The sequence below is a fragment of the Pseudomonas sp. P1_F7 genome (assembly GCF_056405655.1).
In genome coordinates this window covers 1-24,081 of record NZ_JBFUBR010000030.1, presented here as the reverse complement: position 1 = coordinate 24,081, position 24,081 = coordinate 1, and the positions used below count along the sequence as shown (strand labels likewise).

The window sequence follows — 24,081 nt, the reverse complement described above, 5'->3', positions numbered from 1 at the left end:
TTCAGTTCTCCAACACCTGTGAAGTTTCGACCATCGCCTGCTGCTGCGAAGACAAGGCCTCGCGGACCTGCTCAGCGCTCTCCAGCCCGAGTATCTGATGCGCGACTGCCTGACAGTCGCTGAGGTCGACCTCGCGAATCGCGGCCTTGATCGCCGGAATCAGCGGCACGCTGACCGACAGTTCATCCACCCCAAGCCCCAGCAACAGCGGCACCGCCAGAGTCTCCGAAGCCAGCGCGCCACACACCCCGACCCACTTGCCATGGGCATGGGCGGCCTTCACGGTGCTGGCGATCAAGCGCAGTACCGAGGGGTGAAAACTGTCGGCCTGACTGGCCAGACGCGGGTGATCGCGGTCCATGGCCAGGGTGTATTGGGTCAGGTCGTTGGTGCCGATGGAGAAGAAGTCCACCTCGGGGGCAAACAGGTCCGCCATCAATGCCGCGGACGGGACTTCGATCATGATGCCCAGTTTCGGCAGCTCCTTGAGCCCGAGCACCAGCGCCTCTTCTTCCAGCATCTGCCGCGCCAGGCGCAGCTCCGACAACTGGCTGACCATCGGCAGCATGATGTGCAGACGGGCCAGACCGGCGCTGCTCAGAATTGCCCGGAACTGCTCGCGCAACAGCTGCGGACGCTCCAGGCACAAGCGAATTCCGCGCATGCCCAGAAACGGATTGGCCTCGCTGTCCATTGGCACGTAGGCCAGCGGTTTGTCGCCGCCCACATCCAGTGTGCGCACCACCAGATTGCGCTCTGGCCCAAGGGCCCGGGCGATGGCGCTGTAGGTGACCGCTTGCTCGTCATGACTGGGCGCGCTGTTGCGCTCCAGATAAAGAAACTCCGAACGCAGCAGACCGACACCCTCGCCGCCTAGCGTCATCGCCTGCTCGACCTCAAGCAGTGAGGCAACGTTGGCCGTCACCTCGAAATGATGGCCGTCACGGGTACAGGCCGCCAGCGAAGCCTGCTCGAGTTCGCGCTGATGCCGTTGCCGTTGCTGCTGACGTTTGCCGCGCAGCTGTTCGATAGCCGACAGTTCAGGGTCCAGGTGCAACTCACCCTTGTCCGCATCGAGCAGCACTCGGGTTCCGCTGGCCAGCGACAGCACCTGCACTGGTAAACCACACACCGCTGGCAAACCCAAGGCCTGGGCGAGTATCGCCACATGGCTGGTGGCACCGCCGCCCACAGTGGCGAAACCCAACACCTTGTCGGTATCCAGGGCAGCGGTCTGCGACGGTGTCAGTTGTTCGGCAATCAAAATCGCCTGGTCCGGCAACTCCCAGATACCGTCCGGCACCCCGAGAATCAGCTTGAGCACACGCTGGCCGACATCCATCAGGTCCAACGCCCGCTCGGCCAACAAGGTGTTGCCCAGCGACTTGAACAGCGTAGCGGTGGCTTCAGTAGCACTGTTCCAGGCAAACGCCGCGCTCTTGCCCTCAGCAATCAGGGCCTGGGCTTGCTCCAGCAGACTCGGGTCTTCCAGTAACTCCTGATGTGCCTTGAAGATATCCTCCTGCGCCTTGCCTTGAGCGTTGTCGCGCAAGTGTTGCAGTGCCTGCGTCGCGCGGGTCAGCGCACGCTCCAGCGACTCGCGCTCCACGCGTTGATCCGCGGCAAACTCAGGCACCTCCAGGGCGCGCTCAGCCACCTGCACCACCTGCCCAAAGGCCGAACCCGCCGAAGCACAGACTCCGCGCAACAGCTTCGTCGACACCTCCTGCGCCTGAACCACCGGCGCTACGACCGCCACCGCAGTCACGGCCTCACCGCAACCATCTGCTAGTAGTTGGGCCAACGTGCTGATTGCCAATTCGGCATCTTCGCCCACCGCACTGACCTGCAGCGCATCGCCGTGAACCGTCTGCAACGCCATGATCGCCACCAGGGACTTGGCGTTTGCGCTGTCCTGCTGCTTGTGCAGGCAAATGCTTGCCGCAAAACCTTTCGCCGCCTGCGCAAAGATCGCCGCCGGCCGCGCGTGCAGACCATTGGCGTTGGGCAGGTGGACCGGTTTGGAGAACAGCGCTTCGCCCTCCTCCTGCGCAACGCTCGAACGCGGATCGCCGAGGCTCAGGCGCAACACGGGCTGGGCACACGCCACCAGACCATCGTCAGGTGTCAGCAGGCTGAAGGGCTCGCCACTGACCAACAGCATCAAGGTCAACAGGCTGCGGGCATGCAGGGCTACATAGTCGGCATCGAACTCGATCAACGGTTGTCCGGCCTCGACACGCTGGCCCTGCTCGACCAAGGCGCTAAACCCCTTACCCGCCAGGTTCACGGTGTCCAGACCAATGTGCAGCAACACCTGTACGCCGCTGTCATCGGTGATGCTGATCGCATGGCCACTGTGTTGAAGGTTGCTGATCACGCCGGCCAACGGCGCGCAAAGGGTCTGCGAGGTCGGATCGATGCACAGGCCGTCGCCGATCACCCGGCTGGCGAACACCGGATCCGGCACGTGATCAAGTGGCACCAGCACCCCGGACAGCGGCGCCAGCAATTGCAATGGTTGGGTTATGGTCATGACTTCACCTGCGGTTTTGTTCTTTGAAGTGCCGATGGAGCGCGAGCTCCGACAGCATCGCTTATTTCCACCAGTACTCGACTTGCAATCCGACGTTCGCACCATGCAGCGCCGTGCCGAACGCGCCGGTATCGGACAACGCTGAACCTTGTGCCAGTTCATTGGCCGCACGTTTGGCCGCTTCGTTCCAGCTGGCATAGGTGTAGTACAAACGCACCTCGGGACGTTCCCAGAACCCCGGGCCTTTTGGCGACCAGGTCGGGACAAAGGAGAATTTACTCAACTTGCGCGTACCTCCTGGGGCCTCGACCTGATCGTGCCCCAGTTCAGTCACCAACTTGAATTGGTCGGTGATCGCATAAGCCGGGCGAACGCCCAGGGAAATCCAGTTCTGGCCGTTACCGTCCGGGCGGATATCCTTCTGATAGACCGCTTCGACCTGGCCACCAAAACGCGGTGTCACTTGCCAGTCGAAGAACTCCACCAGCCGGTAGCTCTTGTTGCTGTCGTCCAGGCCCACATCGCCGGTGTAACCCAACCCGGTGCCAGGCCCTTCGCCGTATTGCAGCGCCAGTTTGTTCTTACCGCCGAGGAAGTTTTTCTGCACATGCTGGGCGGTGATGGCCCAACCTGCGTGCGCATCGCTGCGGTGAGGTTTTTCGATGTAACTGAGGCCAAACTCCAGTTCACCGCCGGGGTTGGTCTGAAAACCTGCGACGTTGAAATCCTGCCGGGTGACATAATCCTTCTGGTACAGGTTGTCCTTGCGCGAAAAGGCGTAGCTGTATTTCAGGTCGCCGATCTTCACATCCTCAATACCACCACCCGTGGCGCTCTGGTTCCAGTAGTAGAAGTCGGAAATATGGATGTCGTTTCGTTTGTAGTAACGCCGCCCGGCCCACAACGAACCACCATTGAGACTCGGCAAGTTCGACCATTGTGCGTACATCTGCGGCATGCGCACCGAGCCGTTATCACCGTTGAACGTCAGGTCTTTGTCGTACTGGTTGTACAACGAAGCCATGCCGTCGACGCTCAGCACCGAGCCGTCGTCCAGGGTGTACACGTCCTGACGCAACTCCAGCTCGGCGTACTGCTCGCATTCGTTGCCCAAGCGGTATTTCGACTGGGCACCCTGCAGTTGAAAACACTGCTGAGGACCGCTGTTGACCGAAGTCCCGACGCCGCTACGCAAGTAACCGGCGAACTCCAAAGCCTGGGCCGAGAACGGCAACATCAGGCATGCGCACGATGCTGCAAGTTTGCGATTAATTGTTGTTTTCAAGAGCCGCCTCATTATTTTTATAGTGCTCATCCGGTAAAATCTGCGCGCAAGAAACCCCACGCAGTGCTCTGCGCGTTGTTTGAAGAGCGTGTTTTTAGTGGTCGGTCAGGTGCAGGACGAACGACTCGTAAGGCCGCAGGAATAGCTGCCGATTGCGGGTTGAACAGTCCTCGTAGTTGCTAATCACCAAGCGTTGCCCCATCGCGTCAGTGATCACCCCTTCGGGCAATTCAACTTCACACGCCGCGGCATAGAAGTTATTCACCACCAGTAAACGCTCACCTTTACCTTCGCGCAGGTAAGCCCAGACTTGCGTGTGTTCGGGCAAGAGCTGGCGATAGACACCGTCCTGGATCAGCGGCTCGCTACGACGCAAGGCGATCAGTTCGCGGTAGTGATACAGCACCGAGGCCGGGTCGTTGAACTGCTGCTCGACGTTGATCTGCGCCGCGTTCTCCGGCACGCCGATCCAGGGTTCGATGCTGCTGAAACCGGCGTGGGCTTGATCATTCCAGTGCATCGGTGTGCGGCCGTTATCCCGGGACTTCTGCATGATCGCCGCCATGCTTTCAGCCTCGGACTCACCGGCATCACGCTTGAGCCGGAAGATGTTCAGCGTCTCGACATCGCGGTACTGCTCGATGCTCTCAAAGCCCGGGTTGGTCATGCCCAACTCTTCACCCTGATAGATGAACGGCGTGCCCTGAAGAAAATGCAGCGCGGTGCCGAGCATCTTCGCCGACACCACGCGGTGTTCGCCGTCATCACCAAACCGCGAAACCACTCGCGGCTGATCGTGGTTACACCAGAACAGCGCATTCCAGCCGCCACCGGCCTGCATGCCGGTCTGCCAGTCGGAAAGGATGCGCTTGAGTTCGAGGAAGTCGAAGTCAGCGCGAATCCACTTCTGCAGGTTCGGGTAATCAACCTTCAGGTGATGAAAGTTGAAGGTCATCGACAGTTCTTTCGAGTCCGCTCGCGAGTAACGAATGCAATGTTCCAGGCTGGTGGAAGACATCTCGCCGACGTTGATCAGGTCATGGCCTTCAAAGACTTCGCGGTGCATTTCCTGCAAGTAGTCGTGCACGTTCGGACCGTCGGTGTAGAAACGCCGACCATCGCTGTTGTCCTCGGGAAAATCTGCTGGCTTGGAGATCAGGTTGATCACGTCCAGGCGGAAACCGCCCACGCCCTTGTCACGCCAGAAGCGCATCATCTTGAAGACTTCAGCGCGCACCTGCGGATTATCCCAGTTCAGGTCGGCCTGAGTGTGGTCGAACAGGTGCAGGTAGTACTGACCGGTTTGCGCCTCGAACTCCCAGGCCGAACCACCGAACTTGGATTCCCAGTTGTTCGGCTGATCGCGCCAGATATAGAAGTCGCGGTATGGGTTATCGAGACTGCTGCGGGCCTGCTGGAACCACTGGTGTTCGATGGAGGTGTGATTGACCACGATATCGAGCATCAACTTGATACCGCGTTTACCAGCCTCGGCGATCAGCAACTCGCAGTCAGCCATGGTCCCGTAGCTCGGGTCGATGGCGTAGTAGTCGCTGATGTCGTAGCCATTGTCGCGTTGGGGCGAACGCAGGAACGGGGTGATCCACAGACAATCGACACCCAGCCATTGCAGGTAATCGAGCTTGGCCACCACCCCGAGCAGATCGCCCGTGGGGTTGCCGGCGTGGCTGTGAAAACTCTTCGGGTAGATCTGGTAGATCACCGAACGCTGCCAGTCTTGCATGGCGTATTCCTTCTTAAATATGTACTGGCCCCTACGGGCGATGGCGATCTATCAGGCGACGCGATACCCGGGCCGAACGATTTTCATGCTCAAGCCACAGGTCAAAAGGAACGGTACGACCATGGCGATGACCATCCCGACCACGAACATCGGGATGTATTGCGGGATGATCGAGATGAAACCGGGCAAGCCGCCGACACCGATCGCCGAGGCCTGAACCTTGTTCAGCGACAGGAACATGCAGCCCAGCGCCGAGCCGATCAACGCTGCGTAGAACGGAAACTTGTAGCGCAGGTTGACGCCGAACATGGCCGGTTCGGTGATGCCGAAATAGGCGGAAATCGCTGAGGTCGAGGCCATGCTTTTATCCCGCACACTGCGGGTCATGTAGAACACCCCGAGTGCCGCGCTGCCTTGTGCGAGGTTGGACATGACGATCATCGGCCAGATGAAGGTGCCGCCCTGGGTGGAAATAAGCTGCAAATCGACCGCAAGAAACATGTGGTGCATGCCGGTAATCACCAGCGGCGCATACAGCAGACCGAAAATCGCCCCGCCGACCATCGGCGCCAGGTCAAACAAGGTCACCACGCCTTCGGTGATCAGAATCCCCAGGTGACGGGTCACCGGACCGATCACGGCCAGCGCCAACACCCCGGTCACGACGATCGTGGTAATTGGCACCACCAGCAGTTGAATGGCATTGGGTACCCGCGCCCGCAGCCATTTTTCAATGACGCTCATGACGTAGGCGGCCATCAGGATCGGCAGAATCTGACCTTGGTAGCCGACCTTCTCGATCTTGAACCAGCCAAAAATATCGAAGTACGGCAGGCTCTGGCCGTCCAGCCCGGCCACCGCCTTGCCGTAGTTCCAGGCGTTGAGCAGGTCCGGGTGAACCAGCATCAGCCCCAGCACGATGCCAAGGATTTCACTGCCGCCAAAACGCTTGGCTGCCGACCAGCCGACCAGCGCCGGGAGGAACACGAACGAGGTGTTGGCCATCAGATTGATCAAGCTCCAGACACCGTCCAGCGTCGGGTAGGCCTCAAGCAGGGTCTTGCCGGCAATGAACATGCCTTTGGCGCCGATCAGGTTGTTCACCCCCATCAGCAGGCCGGCAATGATCAGCGCCGGCAGAATCGGCATGAACACATCGGAGAACACCCGCACCAGACGCTGCATGGCATTGGTTTTATCGACGCCCTTTTGTTTCACGTCGGCGATGGTCGACGCAGCAAGCCCTGTCTGCTCGCGCAGCGCGGCGTAAACCTTCTCGACTTCGCCGGGACCGATGACCACCTGAAACAGTCCGCCGGTGAAGAACGAGCCTTTGACCAGGTCGATCTGATTCAGCGTCGTACTGTCGACCCGCTGTGGGTCTTTGAGGGCCAGGCGCAGTCGCGTGACGCAATGTGCGGCCTGTTCAAGGTTGTCGGCACCACCGAGGCTATGAAGCAGCTCGCTGGCGATAGTCGCGTAGTCATGGCTCATGCTTTTCATCCACTGTGTTTTTTGTTGTTTGGCAGCACACCGAAGCGAAAAATACTCGTCTGTACGAGTTAAAGCAACAACTCGTACAGACGAGTTTGGGTTTATTTATCGATGACCCGTCCAGCGGCGATATTTCCAACAGCCACGACCGCCCCGCCATTTGTGCAATAGACAAACCCTCACGCGTTCCCTAAGGTTCCTGCCTTGAGCACAACGCAGCCATTCCCATGAGCAAATACAACCAGATCTACAGCGATCTGCTTACCAGCATCACCACCGAACGTCTGGAACGCGGCGCCCGACTGCCTTCCGAGACCGAATTGATGGACAGCTACCAGGCCAGTCGCGGTACTGTGCGCAAAGCCATAGAACTGCTTCAGGAACGCGGCTTCGCGCAAAAAATTCACGGTAAAGGCACCTTCGTGCTGTCGCCCAATCCGATCGAATTCCAGCTCGGCGGTATCGTCAGTTTCCAGGAAACCCACCCAAGGCTGGGCAATGATGTCAGCACCGAGGTGGTGGCGTTCGAGCAGTTCCCCCTGCAAGGTGCCTTGCGCGAACACCTGAAAGCCGAAGAAGGTAGCCTGATCACGCGGATCAAACGCGTGCGTCGAATCGATGGCAAACGGGTCATCCTCGACATCAACCACTTCGTCGCCGATCTCATTCCGGGGCTGAATTGCGAGATTGCCGAGCATTCGATCTATGCCTTCATCGAACAGACGCTGCAACTGCAAATCAGCTACGCCCAGCGCACCATCGAAGCCGTACCGCGAGGCAAGGACGACCAGCAGCACCTTGACCTGGAGGGGCAGAGCCATGTGATCGTGGTCAGCAACCAGACCTTTTTGCAGGACGGCCGACAGTTCGAGTACACCGAGTCGCGGCATACCCTGGACAAGTTTTACTTTTCGGATGTGGCTAGACGATGAAAGCATCGGTAGCGACCTGCTGCCGACGCTCGGAATCGCTGGGGGATCATCTCTGGATCAACAGGACAAATCGGTCTTCGTTCCCCGTGTTTTCGTTACAGGAGGGTTGTTCCAGTTGGAATCCGCAACGATCGAGAACTTTTCTGGAGCCAACATTTTCCTTGAAGGCATACGCAACCAATTGCGTAAGTCCCCAGCGCGTCTTTGCTTCCTGTATCAGATGCCTCAACACCAGAGTGGCCAGCCCCTGCCCGCACGCGCTCTGAGCAATCCGATAGCCGACTTGCGCAGAACGGGTCGATGAGTCGATGCTTTTCAGATTGGCTCGCCCCACGATTCTTTGACTGGAATCCTCGATGACAAACGGGTGCCAGGCGCCGATGGCAAAATCGGACAAATAGCTTTCTATATGATCGGCGACACCCTGCAACGAGTAAAAAGCAGGATCGCGCGCATCAATATGGGATTCGAACCATTCACGGTTATGGATTTCGAAAGCCAATAACGCTTCAGCGTCAGTCTTTTTCAGCTCGCGAACGTTATACGATTCCATTCATCACCTCTCCTTTGCCTTGTGCCGAAATGGCTCAAGTTTATCTCATACCTGAACAACCTTGCCGGGCCGAGCCTTCCCCGCCTCGAGTCCGAGCGGCTTGCACAAAACATATGGATAAACGTATATTCAGATAACCATATGTATCGAGCCGCGCCAATGCTCAACCCTGCCGCCGTATTCAAATGCCTGTCCGACGAAACCCGCGCCCGAGCCACTTTGCTCATCACTCGTGAAGGCGAGTTATGTGTTTGTGAGCTGGTCTGCGCCCTGGACGACAGTCAGCCTAAAATTTCCCGCCATCTTGCACAGCTTCGCGGCTGCGGCCTGCTTCTGGACCGCCGCCAAGGGCAATGGGTGTATTACCGGCTCAACCCTGATCTGCCCGCGTGGGTTCGTGACGTTCTCGAGGCAACGTTGCTGGCGAACGCCGACTGGCTTGCGCAAAACAGCACTCGCCTTGCCGCGATGGGTGACCGTCCGCTCAACACTTCCGCCTGCTGCTGACCCTTCATTCATCGAGACTGCGCATGTTCACTGCATTTACCATTTTCCTGCTCACCATGGTGCTGGTCATCTGGCAACCCAAGGGTCTGGGCGTCGGCTGGAGCGCCTCCCTGGGAGCCGTTCTGGCACTGCTTGCTGGCGTCGTGACGCTGGACGATATTCCGCTGGTGTGGGCCATTGTCTGGAACGCCACCGCGACGTTCATCTCGCTGATCATCATCAGTCTGTTGCTCGATGAGGCCGGGTTCTTCCAGTGGGCCGCCTTGCATGTGGCGCGCTGGGCCAAGGGTGACGGGCGTCGCCTGTTCGTATTCACGATACTGCTGGGGGCCGGCGTATCCGCTCTGTTTGCCAACGACGGTGCGGCCCTGATTCTGACCCCCATCGTTGTTTCCATACTGCTCGCATTGCGCTTTTCGCCAACGTCTACCCTGGCGTTCGTCATGGCGGCCGGTTTTATCGCCGACACGGCGAGCTTGCCCCTGGTGGTGTCCAATCTCGTCAACATCGTTTCAGCCGACTACTTCGACCTGGGTTTCAGCGAATACGCCGCCATCATGGTGCCGGTCAATTGCGTTGCCGTGGCGACCACGCTCGTGGTGCTGTACCGGTTTTTCCGGCGTGACATCCCCAGGCACTACTCTCTCGATGACGTGATGGATCCGCGACGCGCCGTGCGTGATCCCCTGACCTTCCGCGTCGGCTGGATGGTCCTCGGTCTGTTGTTGATCGGGCTGTTTGCGCTGGAACCCTTGGGCATTCCAGTCAGTGCAATCGCAGCGGTCTGTGCCGCGATGCTGTTCGCTGTGGCTGCGCGTGGGCATGTGATTTCCACCCGACGGGTGCTGCGTGAGGCGCCCTGGCAGGTCGTGATCTTTTCGCTGGGCATGTACCTGGTGGTGTACGGGCTGAAAAACGCCGGGCTGACCACCTACATGACCATGGCGCTGAACCACTTGGCCGAATTCGGCATCTGGGGCGCTGCATTGGGCACCGGTCTGCTCACGGCTTTACTGTCATCGGGCATGAACAACATGCCCACGGTGTTGGTGGGCGCACTGTCGATTCAAGCCAGTGACGCCACCGGCGTGGTGCGTGAAGCCATGATCTACGCCAATGTCATCGGCTCTGATCTGGGCCCCAAAATCACCCCCATCGGCAGTCTGGCCACCCTGCTCTGGCTGCATGTGCTGGAGCGCAAGGGCATCCGCATTACCTGGGGTTACTACTTCAAGGTCGGCGTGGTTCTGACGCTGCCGATTCTGCTCATCACCTTGTCTGCCCTGGCCTTGCGCCTGAGCGTTTAGCCCTGTGCGACTGCAAAGAGGAGTCACCATGCGCGTTCTGTTTATGTGTACCGCCAATAGCTGCCGCAGCATCCTGTCCGAAGCCATGTTCAACCATCTTGCCCCGCAAGGTTTTCAGGCGATCAGTGCCGGCAGCTTCCCCAAGGGTCAGGTGTTGCCCCGTAGCCTGAGCACGTTGCAAGAGGCCGGCATTGCCATCGACGGCTTGAGCAGCAAGGGCAATGAGGCTTTCGAAACCAACCCGCCGGACATCGTCATCACGGTCTGCGACAAGGCTGCCGGTGAGGCGTGCCCCGTGTACTTCGGGCCGGCACTGAAAGCGCATTGGGGCCTGGAAGACCCATCGGACATAAAGGGCGATGAAGCAACGGTAGCGGCGGCCTTCCACTTGACCCTGGCGCGCATCGAAACGCGCTGCCGGGCATTTCTGGACCTGCCGTTTGCACAACTTGACCGCGATGCGCTGAAGCGCGAACTCGACCGCATCGGCACGCTGTAACCGGAGCCCCCATGACCCATCCCCTGCCCAATCTCGACACGTCACTGACTCAACCCATCGCCAATGGACGCGACAACCAGCATAAGCCGCGCATCCTGTTGTTATACGGCTCCACGCGTGCGCGGTCGTTCAGTCGCCTGCTGGTCGAGGAAGCCGCCCGGTTGCTCGAACACTTCGGCGCCGAGACGCGGATCTTCAATCCATCAGGCCTGCCGTTGCCGGATGATGCACCGAACGATCACCCGAAAGTCCAGGAACTGCTCGAACTGATGCAATGGTCCGAAGGACAGGTCTGGTGTTCGCCAGAGCGCCACGGTTCCATGTCTGCGGTGTTCAAGGCGCAAATCGACTGGGTGCCGCTGGCGTTGGGCGCCGTTCGCCCGACCCAGGGGAAAACCCTCGCGGTCATGCAAGTCTGCGGCGGTTCCCAGTCCTTTAATGTGGTGAATCAACTTCGTGTGCTGGGGCGCTGGATGCGCATGTTCACCATCCCCAATCAATCCTCCGTGCCAAAGGCTTTTCTGGAGTTTGACGACGCCAATCGCATGAAACCCTCGTCGCTGTACGACAGGGTGGTGGACGTCATGGAGGAACTGGTGAAATTTACCCTGCTGCTACGGGATCGCCCCGATCTGGTTGACCGCTACTCGGAACGAAAAGAGTCAGCGCAGGAACTGACTCAGCGCGTGAATCAGCGGTCGATCTGAATGTAGAGATGTACCCCTTGGCCCGATAACCGAAAAAGTCGCAAACCCCACAACGCTTCAGGGCTTGCGACTCTTTGCGATACGTCCCTCAAGCTCCCGGGACGTTTTCTACGGTATGCCTGCCATGTTCATTGCCGAACGTGCAGGTTTAGTTCTCCACCTCAACCGCGTCGAAATCCGGGGCGTCCGGGGCGTCCGCCACATCCTCTCGGGCGTCTTTCGCCTCGACTTTGGCAGCGTCTCTGGCGGCATCTGCGTCGGCCTTGGCGGCGTCCCTGGCTGCATCTGCAGCGGCCCGGGCAGCGTCCCTGGCTGCATCTGCATCTGCGCCCGCTACGCCAGCAGCTTTTGCGGCATCCCTGGCTGCATCTGCTTCAGCTCTGGCTGCGTCCCGGGCTGCATCTGCAGTCGCTTTTGCCGCATCCCGGGCGGCATCTGCATCAGCCCTGGCAGCGTCTCTGGCTGCATTGGCATCAGCTCTGGCAGCGTCCCTGGCTGCATCTGCGGCGTCGTTGTCATTGTCATTCGCGTTGTCGTTGTCATCGTCGTTGTCATGCGCATTGCCCGGGCCTCTGTTCCCGGCCATACCACCACGGTCAGCGTTGCCGTGCCCCGGGCCTCCATGACCGTCAGCGCCATGGCCTTCACCGCCATGGCCGCCTCCGTCCCCATGGTCGCCGCCACCGTGACCGCCTCCGCCGTCACCACCGTGACCACCGCCTCCGGAGCCACCGCCACCACCGTGACCACCACCGCCTCCACCACCGCCGCCATCTTTGGCATATACGCTGGAGAAACTACCGATGTAATCAGGCACCAGGACTGTCGATGCCGACAGGACTCCACCGATTGCCAGAGCCAATAAACATTTCTTGAGCAGCATGATGCACCTCCGCTTGGAGTTGCGTCGCCATCTCCGTATCGAACGCAATGTCCAGTGAGTTCCCGGCCGCCCATTGGAGCAGCCAGCCAACCGGCACGGCCATAAATCTGCAGCAATCACGTGCAACTGCGGTATCCGCACGATCCCTGAGAGCCAGTTGGCATCATTGTGTGGGAAACATTCCCACAGTATTTTTAGATAAGTGCATTCAGCCCGAGTTCAACAAAAGAGCATCAGGACTGACGTATGGGTTGAGCAAAAACTTCAACCTGACCCGAATGGTTAAAACCGGCACGACGATGGGTGCCGGTTACCTGCAACATCAGTCCTTCATTTTTTTATGGACACAATCGTGGCTCTACCGCCCTCCAACCGAAAGGAAAACGATACATGGTCTCCAACCTCCAGCCCTTTCAGTTGATCCTCCGTCACTGAAAAAGCCATGGTCATCGGTGGCCATTGCACCGCTGGAACGGCGCCGTGAGCGAGGGTCACCGCATGCTTCGCAGGATCGATCGCCTTGATCGTACCCTCGGCGCTGGCAACAGGAGCCGGCTTCGATTCCTGCTTCATTTCCATGTCGCCCATACCCCCCATTTTCATTCCTGGCATGTCCTGCGCGTAGGTAGAAAGCGACAACACAACGGCCGTGCTTGCGACTGCAACAAGGGTCAGCTTCATACGACTTTTCCTTCAAGGGTGAGTGGTTCGGTAGAGAGCTGCCGACGCCGCATCAAGCGATAGGCAGCCGGAATGACAAACAGGGAGAGCAAGGGCGCCGTGACCATACCGCCGACCATCGGCGCGGCGATGCGGCTCATCACTTCGCTGCCCGTACCGCTGCCCAACAGGATGGGTAACAGGCCGGCAATGATGACGGCCACGGTCATGGCCTTGGGGCGAACCCGCTGCACAGCACCTTCACGAATCGCCGCCACCAGTCCGCGCTCAGTGCAGTCGCCAAGGTCTTCACGTTCGGCCCAGGCATTCTTCAGATAGAGCAGCATGATGACGCCGAACTCGGCAGAAACCCCGGCCAGTGCGATAAAGCCGACCCCGGTGGCAACCGACAGGTTATATCCCAACAGATAGAGGAACCATGCCCCGCCAGTCAGCGCGAACGGCAGAGTGGCCATGATCAGCAAAGCCTCGTCGAATCGGGCGAACGTCAGGTAGAGCAGCACGAAGATGATCAACAGCGCGGCTGGCACCACCAGTTTGAGGCGTGCGTTGGCCCTTTCGAGAAACTCGAACTGCCCGGAATAGCTCAGGCTCATGCCCGGTTGCAACTTGACCTGTTCATTGACGACCCGACGCAGATCGGCAACCACCGAGGCAATGTCCCGACCACGCACATCGATGTACACCCAGCCTGAAGGTCGTGCGTTTTCGCTCTTGAGCATCGGCGGACCGTCGCTGACCTTGACCTTCGCCACCGTGCCAAGGGTGATCTGACTACCCAGCGGGGTATAGATCGGCAGTTGCTCCAGGGCGCCGAGCGAGTCGCGCCACTCTCGTGGGTAACGTACGTTGATCGGGAAACGTGCAAGCCCTTCAATGGTCTCGCCGACATTTTCACCGCCGATGGCACCGGCGACGATGGACTGCACATCGGCGATATTCAGTCCGTAGCGGGCGGCGGCTTTGCGGTCGATATCCACATCGATATAGCGGCCGCCGGTCAGTCGCTCGGCCAGCGCCGAACTGACACCGGGCACGTCCTTGGCCACTCGCTCGACCGCCTGGGTGACAGCATCAATTTCCGCCAGATTGCTGCCGGCAACCTTCACACCGATCGGGCTCTTTATACCCGTCGCCAGCATGTCGATACGGTTGCGAATCGGCGGAATCCAGATGTTGGTCAGGCCGGGCACGCGCACCACGCGATCCAGTTCCTCCACCAGTTTTTCCTGGGTCATGCCTGGGCGCCATTGCTCATGTGGTTTGAACTGGATCGTGGTTTCGAACATTTCCAGCGGTGCCGGGTCGGTGGCGGTTTCGGCACGACCGGCTTTACCGAAGACGTGTTCGACCTCTGGTACGGTCTTGATCAAGCGGTCGGTCTGTTGCAGCAGTTGCGCCGCTTTCTGCGCCGATAATCCCGGCAGAGCCGAAGGCATATAGAGCAGGTCGCCCTCATCCAGCGGGGGGAGAAATTCGCCACCCAAGCGAGACATTGGCCATAGCGCACTGACAAAAACCAACAGTGCCACCAGCATCGTGGTCTTTGGTCGACGCAAGACTGCGTCCAGGGTTGGCTGATAGATCCGAATCAACCACCGGTTCAACGGGTTCTGTTGTTCACCGGGAATTCGCCCGCGAATCCAGTAACCCATCAGCACTGGCACCAGGGTCACTGACAACCCCGCCGCTGCGGCCATGGCGTAGGTCTTGGTGAACGCCAACGGGCCGAACAGCCGTCCTTCCTGAGCTTCCAGCGTGAACACCGGAATGAACGACAGCGTGATGATCAACAAACAGAAGAACAGAGCCGGGCCTACCTCTGCCGCCGCTTCGGTCATTACATGCCAATGACGCTCACCCTTCAGTTCTTCGCCAGGATTGGCTATGTGCCACGCCTCAACCTTCTTGTGGGCGTTCTCGATCATCACCACGGCGGCATCGACCATGGCGCCGATGGCGATGGCAATCCCGCCCAGGGACATGATGTTGGCGTTGATCCCCTGGTATCGCATGACGATGAAGGCAATCAACACACCAACAGGCAGGGAGATGATCGCCACCAGGGATGAGCGCAGGTGCCAGAGGAAGATCCCGCACACCAACGCGACGACGATGAACTCCTCAATGAGCTTGTGGCTGAGGTTTTCCACGGCGCGGTCGATCAGCTTGCTGCGGTCGTAGGTGGTGACGATTTCCACACCGGCCGGCAGACTGCTTTTCAGTTCGTCGAGTTTGGCCTTGACCGCAGCAATGGTCTGGCGAGCGTTCTTGCCGCTACGCAAAATCACTACGCCGCCGACCGTCTCACCTTCACCGTCGAGTTCGCTGATGCCACGCCGCATTTCCGGACCCAACTGGATCGTGGCCACATCGCCGAGGGTCACTGGCACGCCGCCCGCACCCAACTTGAGTGGGATCGCCCGAAAGTCATTGAGCGTCTTCAAATAGCCAGAAGCGCGCACGATGAACTCGGTCTCTGCCATCTCCAGCACCGCGCCACCGGTTTCCTGGTTGGCCTTGCCAATAGCCTCGGTCACTTCTGCCTGAGTGATGCCGAGGCTGGCCAGTTTGAGCGGATCAAGCTGCACCTGGTACTGCTTGACCATCCCCCCCACGGTGGCCACTTCCGCCACATTGGGCAGGGTCTTGAGTTCGAACTTGAGGAACCAGTCCTGAAGTGCTCGAAGCTGCGCCAGATCGTGTCCGCCACTGCGATCCACCAACGCGTACTGATAAATCCAGCCTACTCCCGTCGCATCCGGCCCCAACGCCGGCCTGGCGCTGGCCGGCAACCGGCTTTGTATCTGGCTCAGGTACTCCAACACCCGCGAGCGAGCCCAATACAAGTCAGTGCCGTCTTCAAACAGCACGTAAACAAAGCTGTCACCAAAGAACGAGTAACCACGCACCGTCCTGGCACCCGGCACCGAAAGCATGGTGGTGGCCAACGGATAGGTCACCTGGTTTTCGACGATCTGCGGTGATTGGCCCGCAAAGGGAGTACGGATGATGACTTGAACATCGGAGAGATCCGGCAATGCATCAATGGGCGTGCTCTGCACCGACCAGATACCCCAAGCCGTGACGAACAACGTCGCCAGTAGCACCAGGAATCGGTTGGCCACCGACCAACGAATCAGGGCAGCGATCATGGCTGGCCCCCCGATTTTTCCAGACGCTCGACCCGCAAGCCATCGTCGGCCTGGCTAACCGCGATCCGAACCTTGTCGCCCGTTTTGAGGCCCTGCATCAGAGCGGGGTTGGCGAGTGGGAAAGTCATCGTCATGCCAGGCATGCCCAGCGTCTTGAAGGGACCATGGGCGAGCGTGACTTCTTTGTCGTTGATCTCGACGATCTGCCCATCCGCCTCATGCAAACCGGAGGCTGCTGCGCCGGGAGGTGACTCTTCCCCTGAGCCTGCAACGACACCCTTGAGACTGGCCTCCGAATCGAGCAGGAACTGGCCGGATGTCACCACTTTCTGGCCTTCATCCAGACCTTTGATTATTGCTGTCTTGCCATCGCTTTCCTGCCCGGGTTGCACTTCCACGGGACGATAGCGGCCGGCGTCTTCGGCAAGCATCACCAGCGCACGTCGGCCAGTACGGATGACAGCCTCGCTCGGCACCCATAACACACTGTGCTCAGTTGAGCGGTTCAAGCGCACTTGCGCCGTCAAACCCGGTCGGAGGCGTCCGTCTGGATTGGGCAGTTCCACCCGCACGCGCAGGGTACGGCTGTCCGGGTTGGTTTCAGGCAGAATGGCGCTGACCTTGCCATTGAGCTTTATCCCCGGGAAGGCTGGCAATTGCGCTTCAACCGCTTGCCCCACGGTGATGGACCCGGCATCCGATTCTGGAACGGCCACGGCTAGCCAGACACTGCTCAAGCCATTGACGCGAGCCAGAGTATCGCCAGTCGCCACGGTCATACCCGCACGTACATTCAGTTCTTGCAGCACACCACCCATGGGGCTGGTGAGCGTCAGGTAGGGCTGAATCTTACCGCCGCGCTCTACCTGAGCAATCAGTGTTGCCGGCATCCCTGTGAGCCGCAGTCGCTGGCGGGCCGCAGCCAGCAAGTCGACATCACCATTACGTTTGAGGGCAAGGAACTCTGTTTGAGCTGCTGCCCATTCTGGCACCAGGATATCTGCCAATGCCGCATTGGCTTTGAGCAGATCACCGGGAGCATGGGCATAGACCCGCTCCACGAAGCCAGCCGTGCGTGCCTGGATCACCGCGACATCCCGTTCGTTGAATGCCAGGACACCAGTCACGTCGAGGCTGGAATCAAAGATCCCGCGGCTGACAGTCGCAAAGCGCAGACCGAGATTCTGAGTCAAACCCGGATCGATACTGACCGTCGCACGGTCGCCTGCTCCACTGGCGTATTGAGGGACCAGTTGCATGTCCATGAAGGGAGACTTACCCGGCTTATCGAACTTTTGCTGCGGGTACATGGGGTCGTACCAATACAGTGCCTTGCGCTCGTCCGGTGAGTTGAGGCTTTGCTCCGGGGCGGTAACAGGTGATCCGCTCATGCGCTGGTGAGCGATCCAGTAGCCACCGGCAACACCCAATGCCAGCGAGATGCCTGCCAGCAATGCTCCGTTCCATTTAAGGTTCATTGGCTGGACTCCCCATAAGCAAAATACAGACGCGCGCTGGTCAGCGCTCGCTGCTCCTCCACGTCAATCTGTTTGAGGCGGGCCTCGATGAGGTCACGTCGGGCGGCAACAACGGCGTTCAAATCGCCTTTGCCGGCACGGTAGCTGGCCATGCTGAGTTCGACCTTTTCCTTGGCCAGTGGTAACAGGCTTTCCTGGCTTCGCTGTACCGCACGATTCAGGCGCTCGTAGTCAGCCAGTTCGCTCTCCAGTTGCTGGGTATGCTCGCGTGACAGGGCTTCACGCTCGGCCTCAAGTTGGTTGAGTTCAGCCTGTTTGGCTGCGATTTTGGGGTTTTGCCGAGCGTCAGGAAACAGCGGCAGGTCCCAGGAAAATTGCACGCTGACCATATCGCCAAACTCACGGCCACGACGCTGGTAATCCAGTTCCCAACTCCAGTCCGACTGCTTCTGCGACACGGCTTCACGAACCTTGGCTTGCGCTTCGCGGGTCATCGGCGCAAACGCTGCCAACTCGGGATGGTGTTGTAATTTATGGGCGTAGCTTGAGGTATCGACGGGCCATTCCGGCAGGCGACCTGCTGGCTGTTCGTTGGCGGCTGAACCAATCCAGCGTTTTAGTGCCGCTCGTGCCTGAGCGCGCTGGCGAATCAAATCGTCCTGCTGCTCTGCCAGTTGAGCCGCCTCCTGCTTGGGTGTCACTGCATCAGCAGGTTGAGCGCGGCCACCGGCAATCTGCGCCCGTACCACGTCCGCCAGCAGACGGTTCTCTTTGTAGAAGTCCTGGAACAGTGCATCTTTGCGCTCAACCGAATAGCTGCTGATCCAGGCCAGTGCCGTGGATTGGCGCACGTTCAGACGTTCGACCCGACGCTCGGCGGCAGCACGATCAACGGCGGCGCTGGCGACCTCGATGCGAGCTTTTCGCTTGTCGCCGTTGGGCATCTCCTGCCTGACTCCGACCATTTGCATGGTCATGAAGTCATCGTTGATGCTCCAGCGATCCGGACCGCCGATGGGGTAGTTCTGCACACCTGCCAGCAACTTGGGGTCGGGTAATTCACCCGCTGGAATAGCCGCACTGCTGGCAGCCTGAATTTTTGCATCTTGTGCGGCCAGCGACGGTGCATTGTTTTCGGCCAGCCGCAACGCTTCATCGAGTGTCAATACGGCTGCGAAGCTCGGCAATGCCAATACGCTTGCCACCAGACCGGCCACCAGGGGCCAACCTGTGCAATAGCACTTGGAGTTCATGTTTACGCTTCCTGTGATCATCCACTGCACGCGTCAAAAGACATGCGCACAGCTAGTCCATCCCGCTAATGCGGAATGAGGCTCAATGTGGGACAGGAATCAAACGCGAGGCGGTCGCCATACCCCGGACGGGGTCGGTACCGGTACGGAATCGCTGGAAGAGGAAAGCACTACAGGGCTGAACAACGTAACAGGAGGTTTGCCGATCGAGACTTGCAGCATACCGCCAGTCTTGCATTCCTGGCCCGGTTTGCAGGGTTTGCCGTGCTCGGTCGGGCTTTTCATATCGTTGCAGCAGTCCATCCCCATGTCGTCCATCATCGCCATGCCCATGGTCTTCATCGGGCAAGGTTCTGTCGGTGCCTGAACGCCCGCCATCCCGCTGAGGGGAAGCGCCAGGCTAATCACGAAAATGAGGCAAAACCGCAGGTAGCGTTTCATGGGGTTGGAGTGTAGCCGTCAGAAATAGTACTAACAATCAATTGAACGCATGCTCTCGGTTGCCTTGCGCAAGGCGCCGATTGCGCGTGATATCAGCGAATCAGTATTAAGCCAGCATTACTGACACAAAATAGTTCGTCAGCCCACTCTCGGGATCACGTCGCATGGGCAACATTCAGCGGGTGTTTGGTAGTTTGGGGCCTGCCGGAGAAAATGTCCGGACCAGACTCGCTCATCCTGCAGCCCTGCCATACTGTTCAACATGACCAGTGCAACTTTCCGCTTCTACGAGGAGCTCAACGATTTCCTGCCGGCCGACCGGCGGCGGCAAACCTTTACCTGCCAGTGCGCGCAAGGGGCGACGGTCAAGCACATGATCGAGGCGCTCGGGGTGCCGCACACCGAGGTCGAGCTGGTGCTGCTCAACGGCGAGTCGGCGGGCTTCGAGCGGGTGATCCTCGACAGTGACCGGCTGGCGGTGTATCCCAAGTTCGAAGCGCTGGACATCAGCCCCCTGCTGAAGGTTCGTGCGCAACCTTTACGGGTGCTGCGCTTCGTCGCTGATGCGCACCTTGGCGGGCTGGCCAGCCTGCTGCGCATGAGCGGCTTCGACACGCTCTACGACAATGGCTTCGAGGATGGCGAGATCGCCGAGATCGCTGCGCAGCAAGGACGCATCGTGCTGACCCGCGACCGCGAACTGCTCAAGCGGCGAATCATCAGCCACGGCTGTTATGTGCACGCCCTGAAACCGTCGCTGCAGCTGCGCGAATTGTACGAGCGCCTCGACCTGGCGCGTAGTGCGCGGCCATTCAGCCTGTGCCTTCATTGCAACCTGCCGCTGCACGAGATCAGCCTGGAACTGGCCCTGACGCAGGTGCCGCCACGCATTGGCGCCCTCTATTCGCACTTCCTGCGCTGCGACGCCTGCCAACGGGTTTACTGGGAGGGTTCGCACTGGCGCGGTATGTGTGCATTGCTGGCACCGCTGCTGAACCGATAGCCGCGCGCATCGGGCCGGCTGCGTTGCCAGGGATAACTGGCTTTTGCATCAGGTAGATAACAGCCAGAAGTGGGCACTCGGAAACTCAACCGTGCACCAGGTAGGCCCCTGACGGAACCCGATATCGCAGCTTCTTGCATTTGCCGGGTGCGGGCTGATGCCCCGGCGGGCGATCAGGGAACCAGATCCGGCATTTACCCGGAGGCGGTAAATAGCCGCGGGGAATCTCAACCTCACCGTACGCGGGCGCCGGCGGGGCGGAAGCCACTTGCACTTCTCCTTCGGGCTGTTGCCTGTCAGCCGTCGGTGAATCCGATGTCCAATCGGCCTTTGCGCGAGCGAAGTTGCCAGCGTCGCGCCCATTGTCCGCAGTGGATTGTTGAGCAACGGCCATGTCTGCTTCGCGGTGCTTTTGGGCCTCCTCCTCCAGCCCCTTCTGTACTGCGAGCAGGTCCTCTTTGGCATTGGGTGGGGTATTCGAAGACTGGGCCTGCTGCGCTGCCTGGATCAATTGGAAGTTGCGGTTGCGGAGCTCGACGTTGCGTCCAACCCGCATGTTCGAGCGCGCCGCCAAGGTTTCAGCCTGCTGGTACTGCCCCTGCTGAAGACGCAACACACCGAGGTAATGCAGCGTCGCGGGATTGTTCGGCTGGATATGCAGGGCACGCTCCAGCGTGGCAGCGGCTTGGTCCAACTGGCCATTTTCATACTGCCGCGAGGCGGTTTCGATCAGGGTGGTGGATGCGCTGTTACTTTGCGCGGGCGCTCTTCGCTCGGCAGCAACCGAACAAAGCGACGCGACGGCGCAGAACACCAGGATAAGACCCGACAGAAAACTCTTGGTTGGCATCAGGGGGGCGGACTCGACTGATCTCGGACAGCACTGAAGTAAAACAGACCACAGCGCTGCTCGACATCTCCAATACAGGGCCCCAATTGACCTGGCCAGGACCCTGAAGTTCCCGCTGAAACCGCGTAGCAACGTGCGGCCAGCAGCAAAGGCCTCATGTTGCCAGGATAAAGTCCGCCTGATCGATACCTGCACTGTTAACACCGACAAGGCGAATAGAGTCCATTCCGATCCCGATCACTGTGTCTGCCCCGTCAGCCGCAATGCTCACGTTGGCAGCGAACGTCTCGCTGCTGATCCCCAGCCCCACGATATTGAGCAAGTCCTGCCCTCCGGCCGGGTCGATATCGAAGTCCTGGATCGAGTCGTTGCCGAAGCCTGCCGCAGCAAACATGAAGGTATCGTTGCCGAAGCCGCCGTTGAGCGTGTCGTTGCCCAACCCGCCGAAGAACAGATCGTCACCCGCGCCGCCGACCAGAATGTCGTTGGCCTGGCCGCCCAGCATCGTGTGGTTTGCCGCCGCTGCATCATAGGCCAGCTCACTGCCGCTGCCCTCGGCGTTCGCCTGCAAACCCGCGGCCGCATATTGGCCATTCAGCGCGACCTGCGCCACATGCGCACCATCGCTCACGCTCAGCATGCCGCCGGTGCCTGTGTCGTTCGCTGCATAAGTGATCTGCGTATTGGCGCCGAACGCAACATCGCCAAAGTCCAGCGTGTCACCTGCGGCAAAACCGCTGACGCTGCCACTGAACGCCGTCGACTCATCAAGCTTGAGCGTGCCTGCTGCGCCGCTGTCGAACGTCACATGCTGATCGGAGGCAGCACCGAACTCCAGCATCGCCGAACCGCTGATCGTCGCGCTTCCCGCGCCACTGGCATCTGCGTGGACGGTGATGTTGCCATCGTTCGCCCACAGGCTGCCGCTGTTGACGAGCGCACTTTCAACCACCAATCCGCCGCTGCCGTTGGCTTGCAGCACACCCGTGTTGGTGACGGCGCTGCTACCGGTATCGATCACCAGCGCATTGACGCCGCTGGCAAGGATCAGGCCGGAGTTGACCAGCATCATCTGCCCCGCTCCCAATTTGCCGGCACCCGAGATGGTGTTGTCGGCATTGGTGAGCACCGTGTCCGCGCTGCCACCAAAGATCACGTTCTGCGCGCTGTCGGACAGCACCACTTGCCCGCCACCGCTCAACGTCGCGCCACGGAACAGGATCTCAAGATCGGTCCCGCTGCCGGTGGAGCCGAGCGCTATGGTGCCGCTGTTGTCGATGCGGCCACCGAACGGCATGATCGCGCCGTCGGCAATGGTGATGGTGCCCGTATTAGTCGTGACCGGGTCCACATCGAACAGCAGATTGGCCCCGCTCAACGCCGCAGCATCCACACCTTTGACCGTGATCGTCTGGTCGGCGCTGATGCTGAGCACGGCATTGCCGTTCGCGTCGTTGGCGATACTCACATCCGCCATGCCGTTGACGCCCGTGAAGCCGATCAAGTCGATCTTGTCCGCCGCCGCGTCGAAGCTGTGAATGACGTTGTTGCCGATTGGCTGGGCGAACACGAAGGTGTCGGCACCGGACGAGCCGGTCAGGTTGTCGTCTGTCGACAAGGCGAAGATTGGATTGCCAGGGGCAAAGGCTTCGACGTTGTCAGCCACGTAGGCATTGCCAATGCTGCCGTCGGCATTGGTCCAGCTCATGTTGACGCCGAGGACCAACGCACCGGCGAAGTCCGATGGGGTGGTAACGGTCAGTGAGCCAGGGTCATTGGTTTGCACTGTCCAGGTGCCGTCGCCGTTGTCGGTGCCGACATTTAACAGCCAGCCTGCGGGCAGACCTCTGATGATCAGGGTAATCAGGCCGCTTATCCCTGCGGCGGGTACCTCGAGGGCCAGATTGATGGGCTCTCCGGCGGCACCGGCAGGGGCCTTGCCTGTCACTGTGACCATATTGCCTGCAGCGTCGGTGAACTTAATATTTAAGTTTTCATTGTTTACGAGCGCTGTAGTCGAATGCGTCCAAGTTCCACTGGTTGAGGAACCGCTGGTCAAGGATGCATCGAAAGACACTTGCGGCCCGGAGGAACGAACCGTGTCGACATGCACCGAGGTCACACCGGAAAGATTATCGGCAACCCCAAGTGAGAAAGTCGGACTGGTCCAAGTATTGTTAATCCCTCCTGGAGGATTTTCCGTAGGTGCCTGTGTGTCGACGATCAGCGTGGTAGCTGGGTTGAGACTATTGGCACCTGCAAGATCGGCATTATTCCCCTCAGCATCTTTGATCGTCGCGCCTCCTAGGGTGAATGGCGACGCAGCAAGGGCAAGATCGGCGGTATTTTGACCCGCAGTCACTGTGTAGGTGAATGTCAACGTATTGGTGCCTGAACCACTTGTGTAGCTCGCCGTCCCGCCCGTGTTCAGATTGAGCGTCGGCGAACCGGTGACCAGTACGGCTTCGCTGAAGGTGATGTTCAGCGTCACCGTCTCAGCTGCCTTAACCGTGCCATCGTTAGTACCATAACTGCCACCTGTCACCGTCGGCGCTGTGCTGTCCTCGACAACATCATTGATAGTGAGCGTGAAGCTCTGCGCCGCATCTGGATTGCCACCGACAGTCGGGTCATTGGCATTTACCGTCACGCTATAGGACGATTTCACCTCGAAATTGGGCGATGCGCCGACATAGCGCAGTTCGTTGCCGACTATCGCAAACGAAGCAGCATCGGCCCCACTCAGGCTGAGCGTTTCTGAACCCAATGCATC

General features: G+C 59.5%; 19 protein-coding genes. 6 read left to right on the top strand and 13 right to left on the bottom strand.

Annotation, left to right across the window (positions count from 1 at the left end):
- Position 1: 1 nt before the first annotated feature.
- The 4 genes from ptsP to treP all read right to left on the bottom strand — a co-directional run bounded on the left by ptsP (position 2) and on the right by treP (position 7,059).
- Complete coding sequence (gene ptsP / locus AC1D1M_RS30340) at positions 2–2,536, bottom strand: phosphoenolpyruvate--protein phosphotransferase (protein WP_477778536.1); 2,535 nt, start codon at positions 2,534–2,536, stop codon at positions 2–4.
- A gap of 61 nt (positions 2,537–2,597) precedes the next feature.
- Positions 2,598–3,821 (bottom strand): carbohydrate porin, encoded by a 1,224-nt coding sequence (locus tag AC1D1M_RS30335; protein WP_477778535.1) that lies wholly within the window; start codon positions 3,819–3,821, stop codon positions 2,598–2,600.
- A gap of 94 nt (positions 3,822–3,915) precedes the next feature.
- Positions 3,916–5,565 (bottom strand): alpha,alpha-phosphotrehalase, encoded by a 1,650-nt coding sequence (treC, locus tag AC1D1M_RS30330; protein WP_477778534.1) that lies wholly within the window; start codon positions 5,563–5,565, stop codon positions 3,916–3,918.
- 51 nt (positions 5,566–5,616) lie between these two features.
- The gene (gene treP / locus AC1D1M_RS30325) at positions 5,617–7,059 is read right to left on the bottom strand and encodes a PTS system trehalose-specific EIIBC component (RefSeq protein ID WP_477778533.1); all 1,443 of its coding nucleotides are present in this window, start codon (positions 7,057–7,059) and stop codon (positions 5,617–5,619) included.
- Positions 7,060–7,286: 227 nt separating this feature from the next.
- Between treP and treR the strand changes: the two genes are divergently transcribed.
- A complete protein-coding gene (treR, locus tag AC1D1M_RS30320; RefSeq protein WP_477778532.1) occupies positions 7,287–7,991 on the top strand; it encodes a trehalose operon repressor in 705 nt (234 codons plus the stop codon).
- A 46-nt stretch (positions 7,992–8,037) separates the two neighbouring features.
- Here the strand turns inward: treR and AC1D1M_RS30315 are convergent, their stop codons facing one another.
- Entirely contained in the window at positions 8,038–8,544 is a 507-nt protein-coding gene (locus AC1D1M_RS30315) for a GNAT family N-acetyltransferase (RefSeq protein ID WP_477778531.1), read from the bottom strand.
- Between the two features lie 159 nt (positions 8,545–8,703).
- On the opposite strand from AC1D1M_RS30315, the gene AC1D1M_RS30310 reads away from it, so the two are divergent.
- Genes AC1D1M_RS30310 through arsH form a run of 4 tightly spaced genes read left to right on the top strand, consistent with a single transcriptional unit; the run spans position 8,704 to position 11,564 of the window.
- A complete protein-coding gene (locus AC1D1M_RS30310) occupies positions 8,704–9,051 on the top strand; it encodes a metalloregulator ArsR/SmtB family transcription factor (protein WP_442100536.1) in 348 nt (115 codons plus the stop codon).
- Between the two features lie 23 nt (positions 9,052–9,074).
- Positions 9,075–10,358, top strand: coding sequence for an arsenic transporter (locus AC1D1M_RS30305; protein ID WP_477778530.1), 1,284 nt, complete (start codon positions 9,075–9,077; stop codon positions 10,356–10,358).
- Between the two features lie 28 nt (positions 10,359–10,386).
- A complete protein-coding gene (locus tag AC1D1M_RS30300; RefSeq protein ID WP_477778529.1) occupies positions 10,387–10,857 on the top strand; it encodes an arsenate reductase ArsC in 471 nt (156 codons plus the stop codon).
- Between the two features lie 11 nt (positions 10,858–10,868).
- Entirely contained in the window at positions 10,869–11,564 is a 696-nt protein-coding gene (arsH, locus tag AC1D1M_RS30295; RefSeq protein ID WP_477778528.1) for an arsenical resistance protein ArsH, read from the top strand.
- Between the two features lie 148 nt (positions 11,565–11,712).
- Here arsH and AC1D1M_RS30290 read toward each other — a convergent pair whose 3' ends face one another.
- The 6 genes from AC1D1M_RS30290 to AC1D1M_RS30265 form a co-directional block, all read right to left on the bottom strand.
- Entirely contained in the window at positions 11,713–12,447 is a 735-nt protein-coding gene (locus AC1D1M_RS30290; protein WP_477778527.1) for a hypothetical protein, read from the bottom strand.
- A gap of 330 nt (positions 12,448–12,777) precedes the next feature.
- Positions 12,778–13,128 (bottom strand): copper-binding protein, encoded by a 351-nt coding sequence (locus AC1D1M_RS30285; protein ID WP_477778526.1) that lies wholly within the window; start codon positions 13,126–13,128, stop codon positions 12,778–12,780.
- A complete protein-coding gene (locus AC1D1M_RS30280) occupies positions 13,125–16,283 on the bottom strand; it encodes an efflux RND transporter permease subunit (protein WP_477778525.1) in 3,159 nt (1,052 codons plus the stop codon). Before AC1D1M_RS30280 ends, AC1D1M_RS30285 begins: the two co-directional genes overlap by 4 nt.
- A complete protein-coding gene (locus AC1D1M_RS30275) occupies positions 16,280–17,761 on the bottom strand; it encodes an efflux RND transporter periplasmic adaptor subunit (protein WP_477778524.1) in 1,482 nt (493 codons plus the stop codon). Before AC1D1M_RS30275 ends, AC1D1M_RS30280 begins: the two co-directional genes overlap by 4 nt.
- Positions 17,758–19,014 carry a TolC family protein gene (locus tag AC1D1M_RS30270; protein WP_477778523.1) on the bottom strand — a complete coding sequence of 419 codons (1,257 nt, stop codon included), beginning with the start codon at positions 19,012–19,014 and terminating at the stop codon, positions 17,758–17,760. The genes AC1D1M_RS30275 and AC1D1M_RS30270 overlap by 4 nt, the downstream gene beginning before the upstream one ends.
- A 99-nt stretch (positions 19,015–19,113) precedes the next feature.
- Complete coding sequence (locus tag AC1D1M_RS30265) at positions 19,114–19,455, bottom strand: hypothetical protein (RefSeq protein ID WP_477778522.1); 342 nt, start codon at positions 19,453–19,455, stop codon at positions 19,114–19,116.
- Positions 19,456–19,717: 262 nt separating this feature from the next.
- Here AC1D1M_RS30265 and AC1D1M_RS30260 point away from each other — a divergent pair, with 262 nt between their 5' ends.
- Positions 19,718–20,458 (top strand): Mut7-C RNAse domain-containing protein, encoded by a 741-nt coding sequence (locus tag AC1D1M_RS30260; protein WP_477778521.1) that lies wholly within the window; start codon positions 19,718–19,720, stop codon positions 20,456–20,458.
- 85 nt (positions 20,459–20,543) lie between these two features.
- Here AC1D1M_RS30260 and AC1D1M_RS30255 read toward each other — a convergent pair whose 3' ends face one another.
- Together AC1D1M_RS30255 and AC1D1M_RS30250 are read right to left on the bottom strand one after the other, a co-directional pair.
- Positions 20,544–21,308, bottom strand: a complete 765-nt coding sequence (locus AC1D1M_RS30255) for a tetratricopeptide repeat protein (protein ID WP_477778520.1) — start codon at positions 21,306–21,308, stop codon at positions 20,544–20,546.
- A gap of 154 nt (positions 21,309–21,462) precedes the next feature.
- Positions 21,463–24,081: beta strand repeat-containing protein (locus AC1D1M_RS30250; protein WP_477778519.1), on the bottom strand; the 2,619-nt coding region annotated here is incomplete at its 5' end.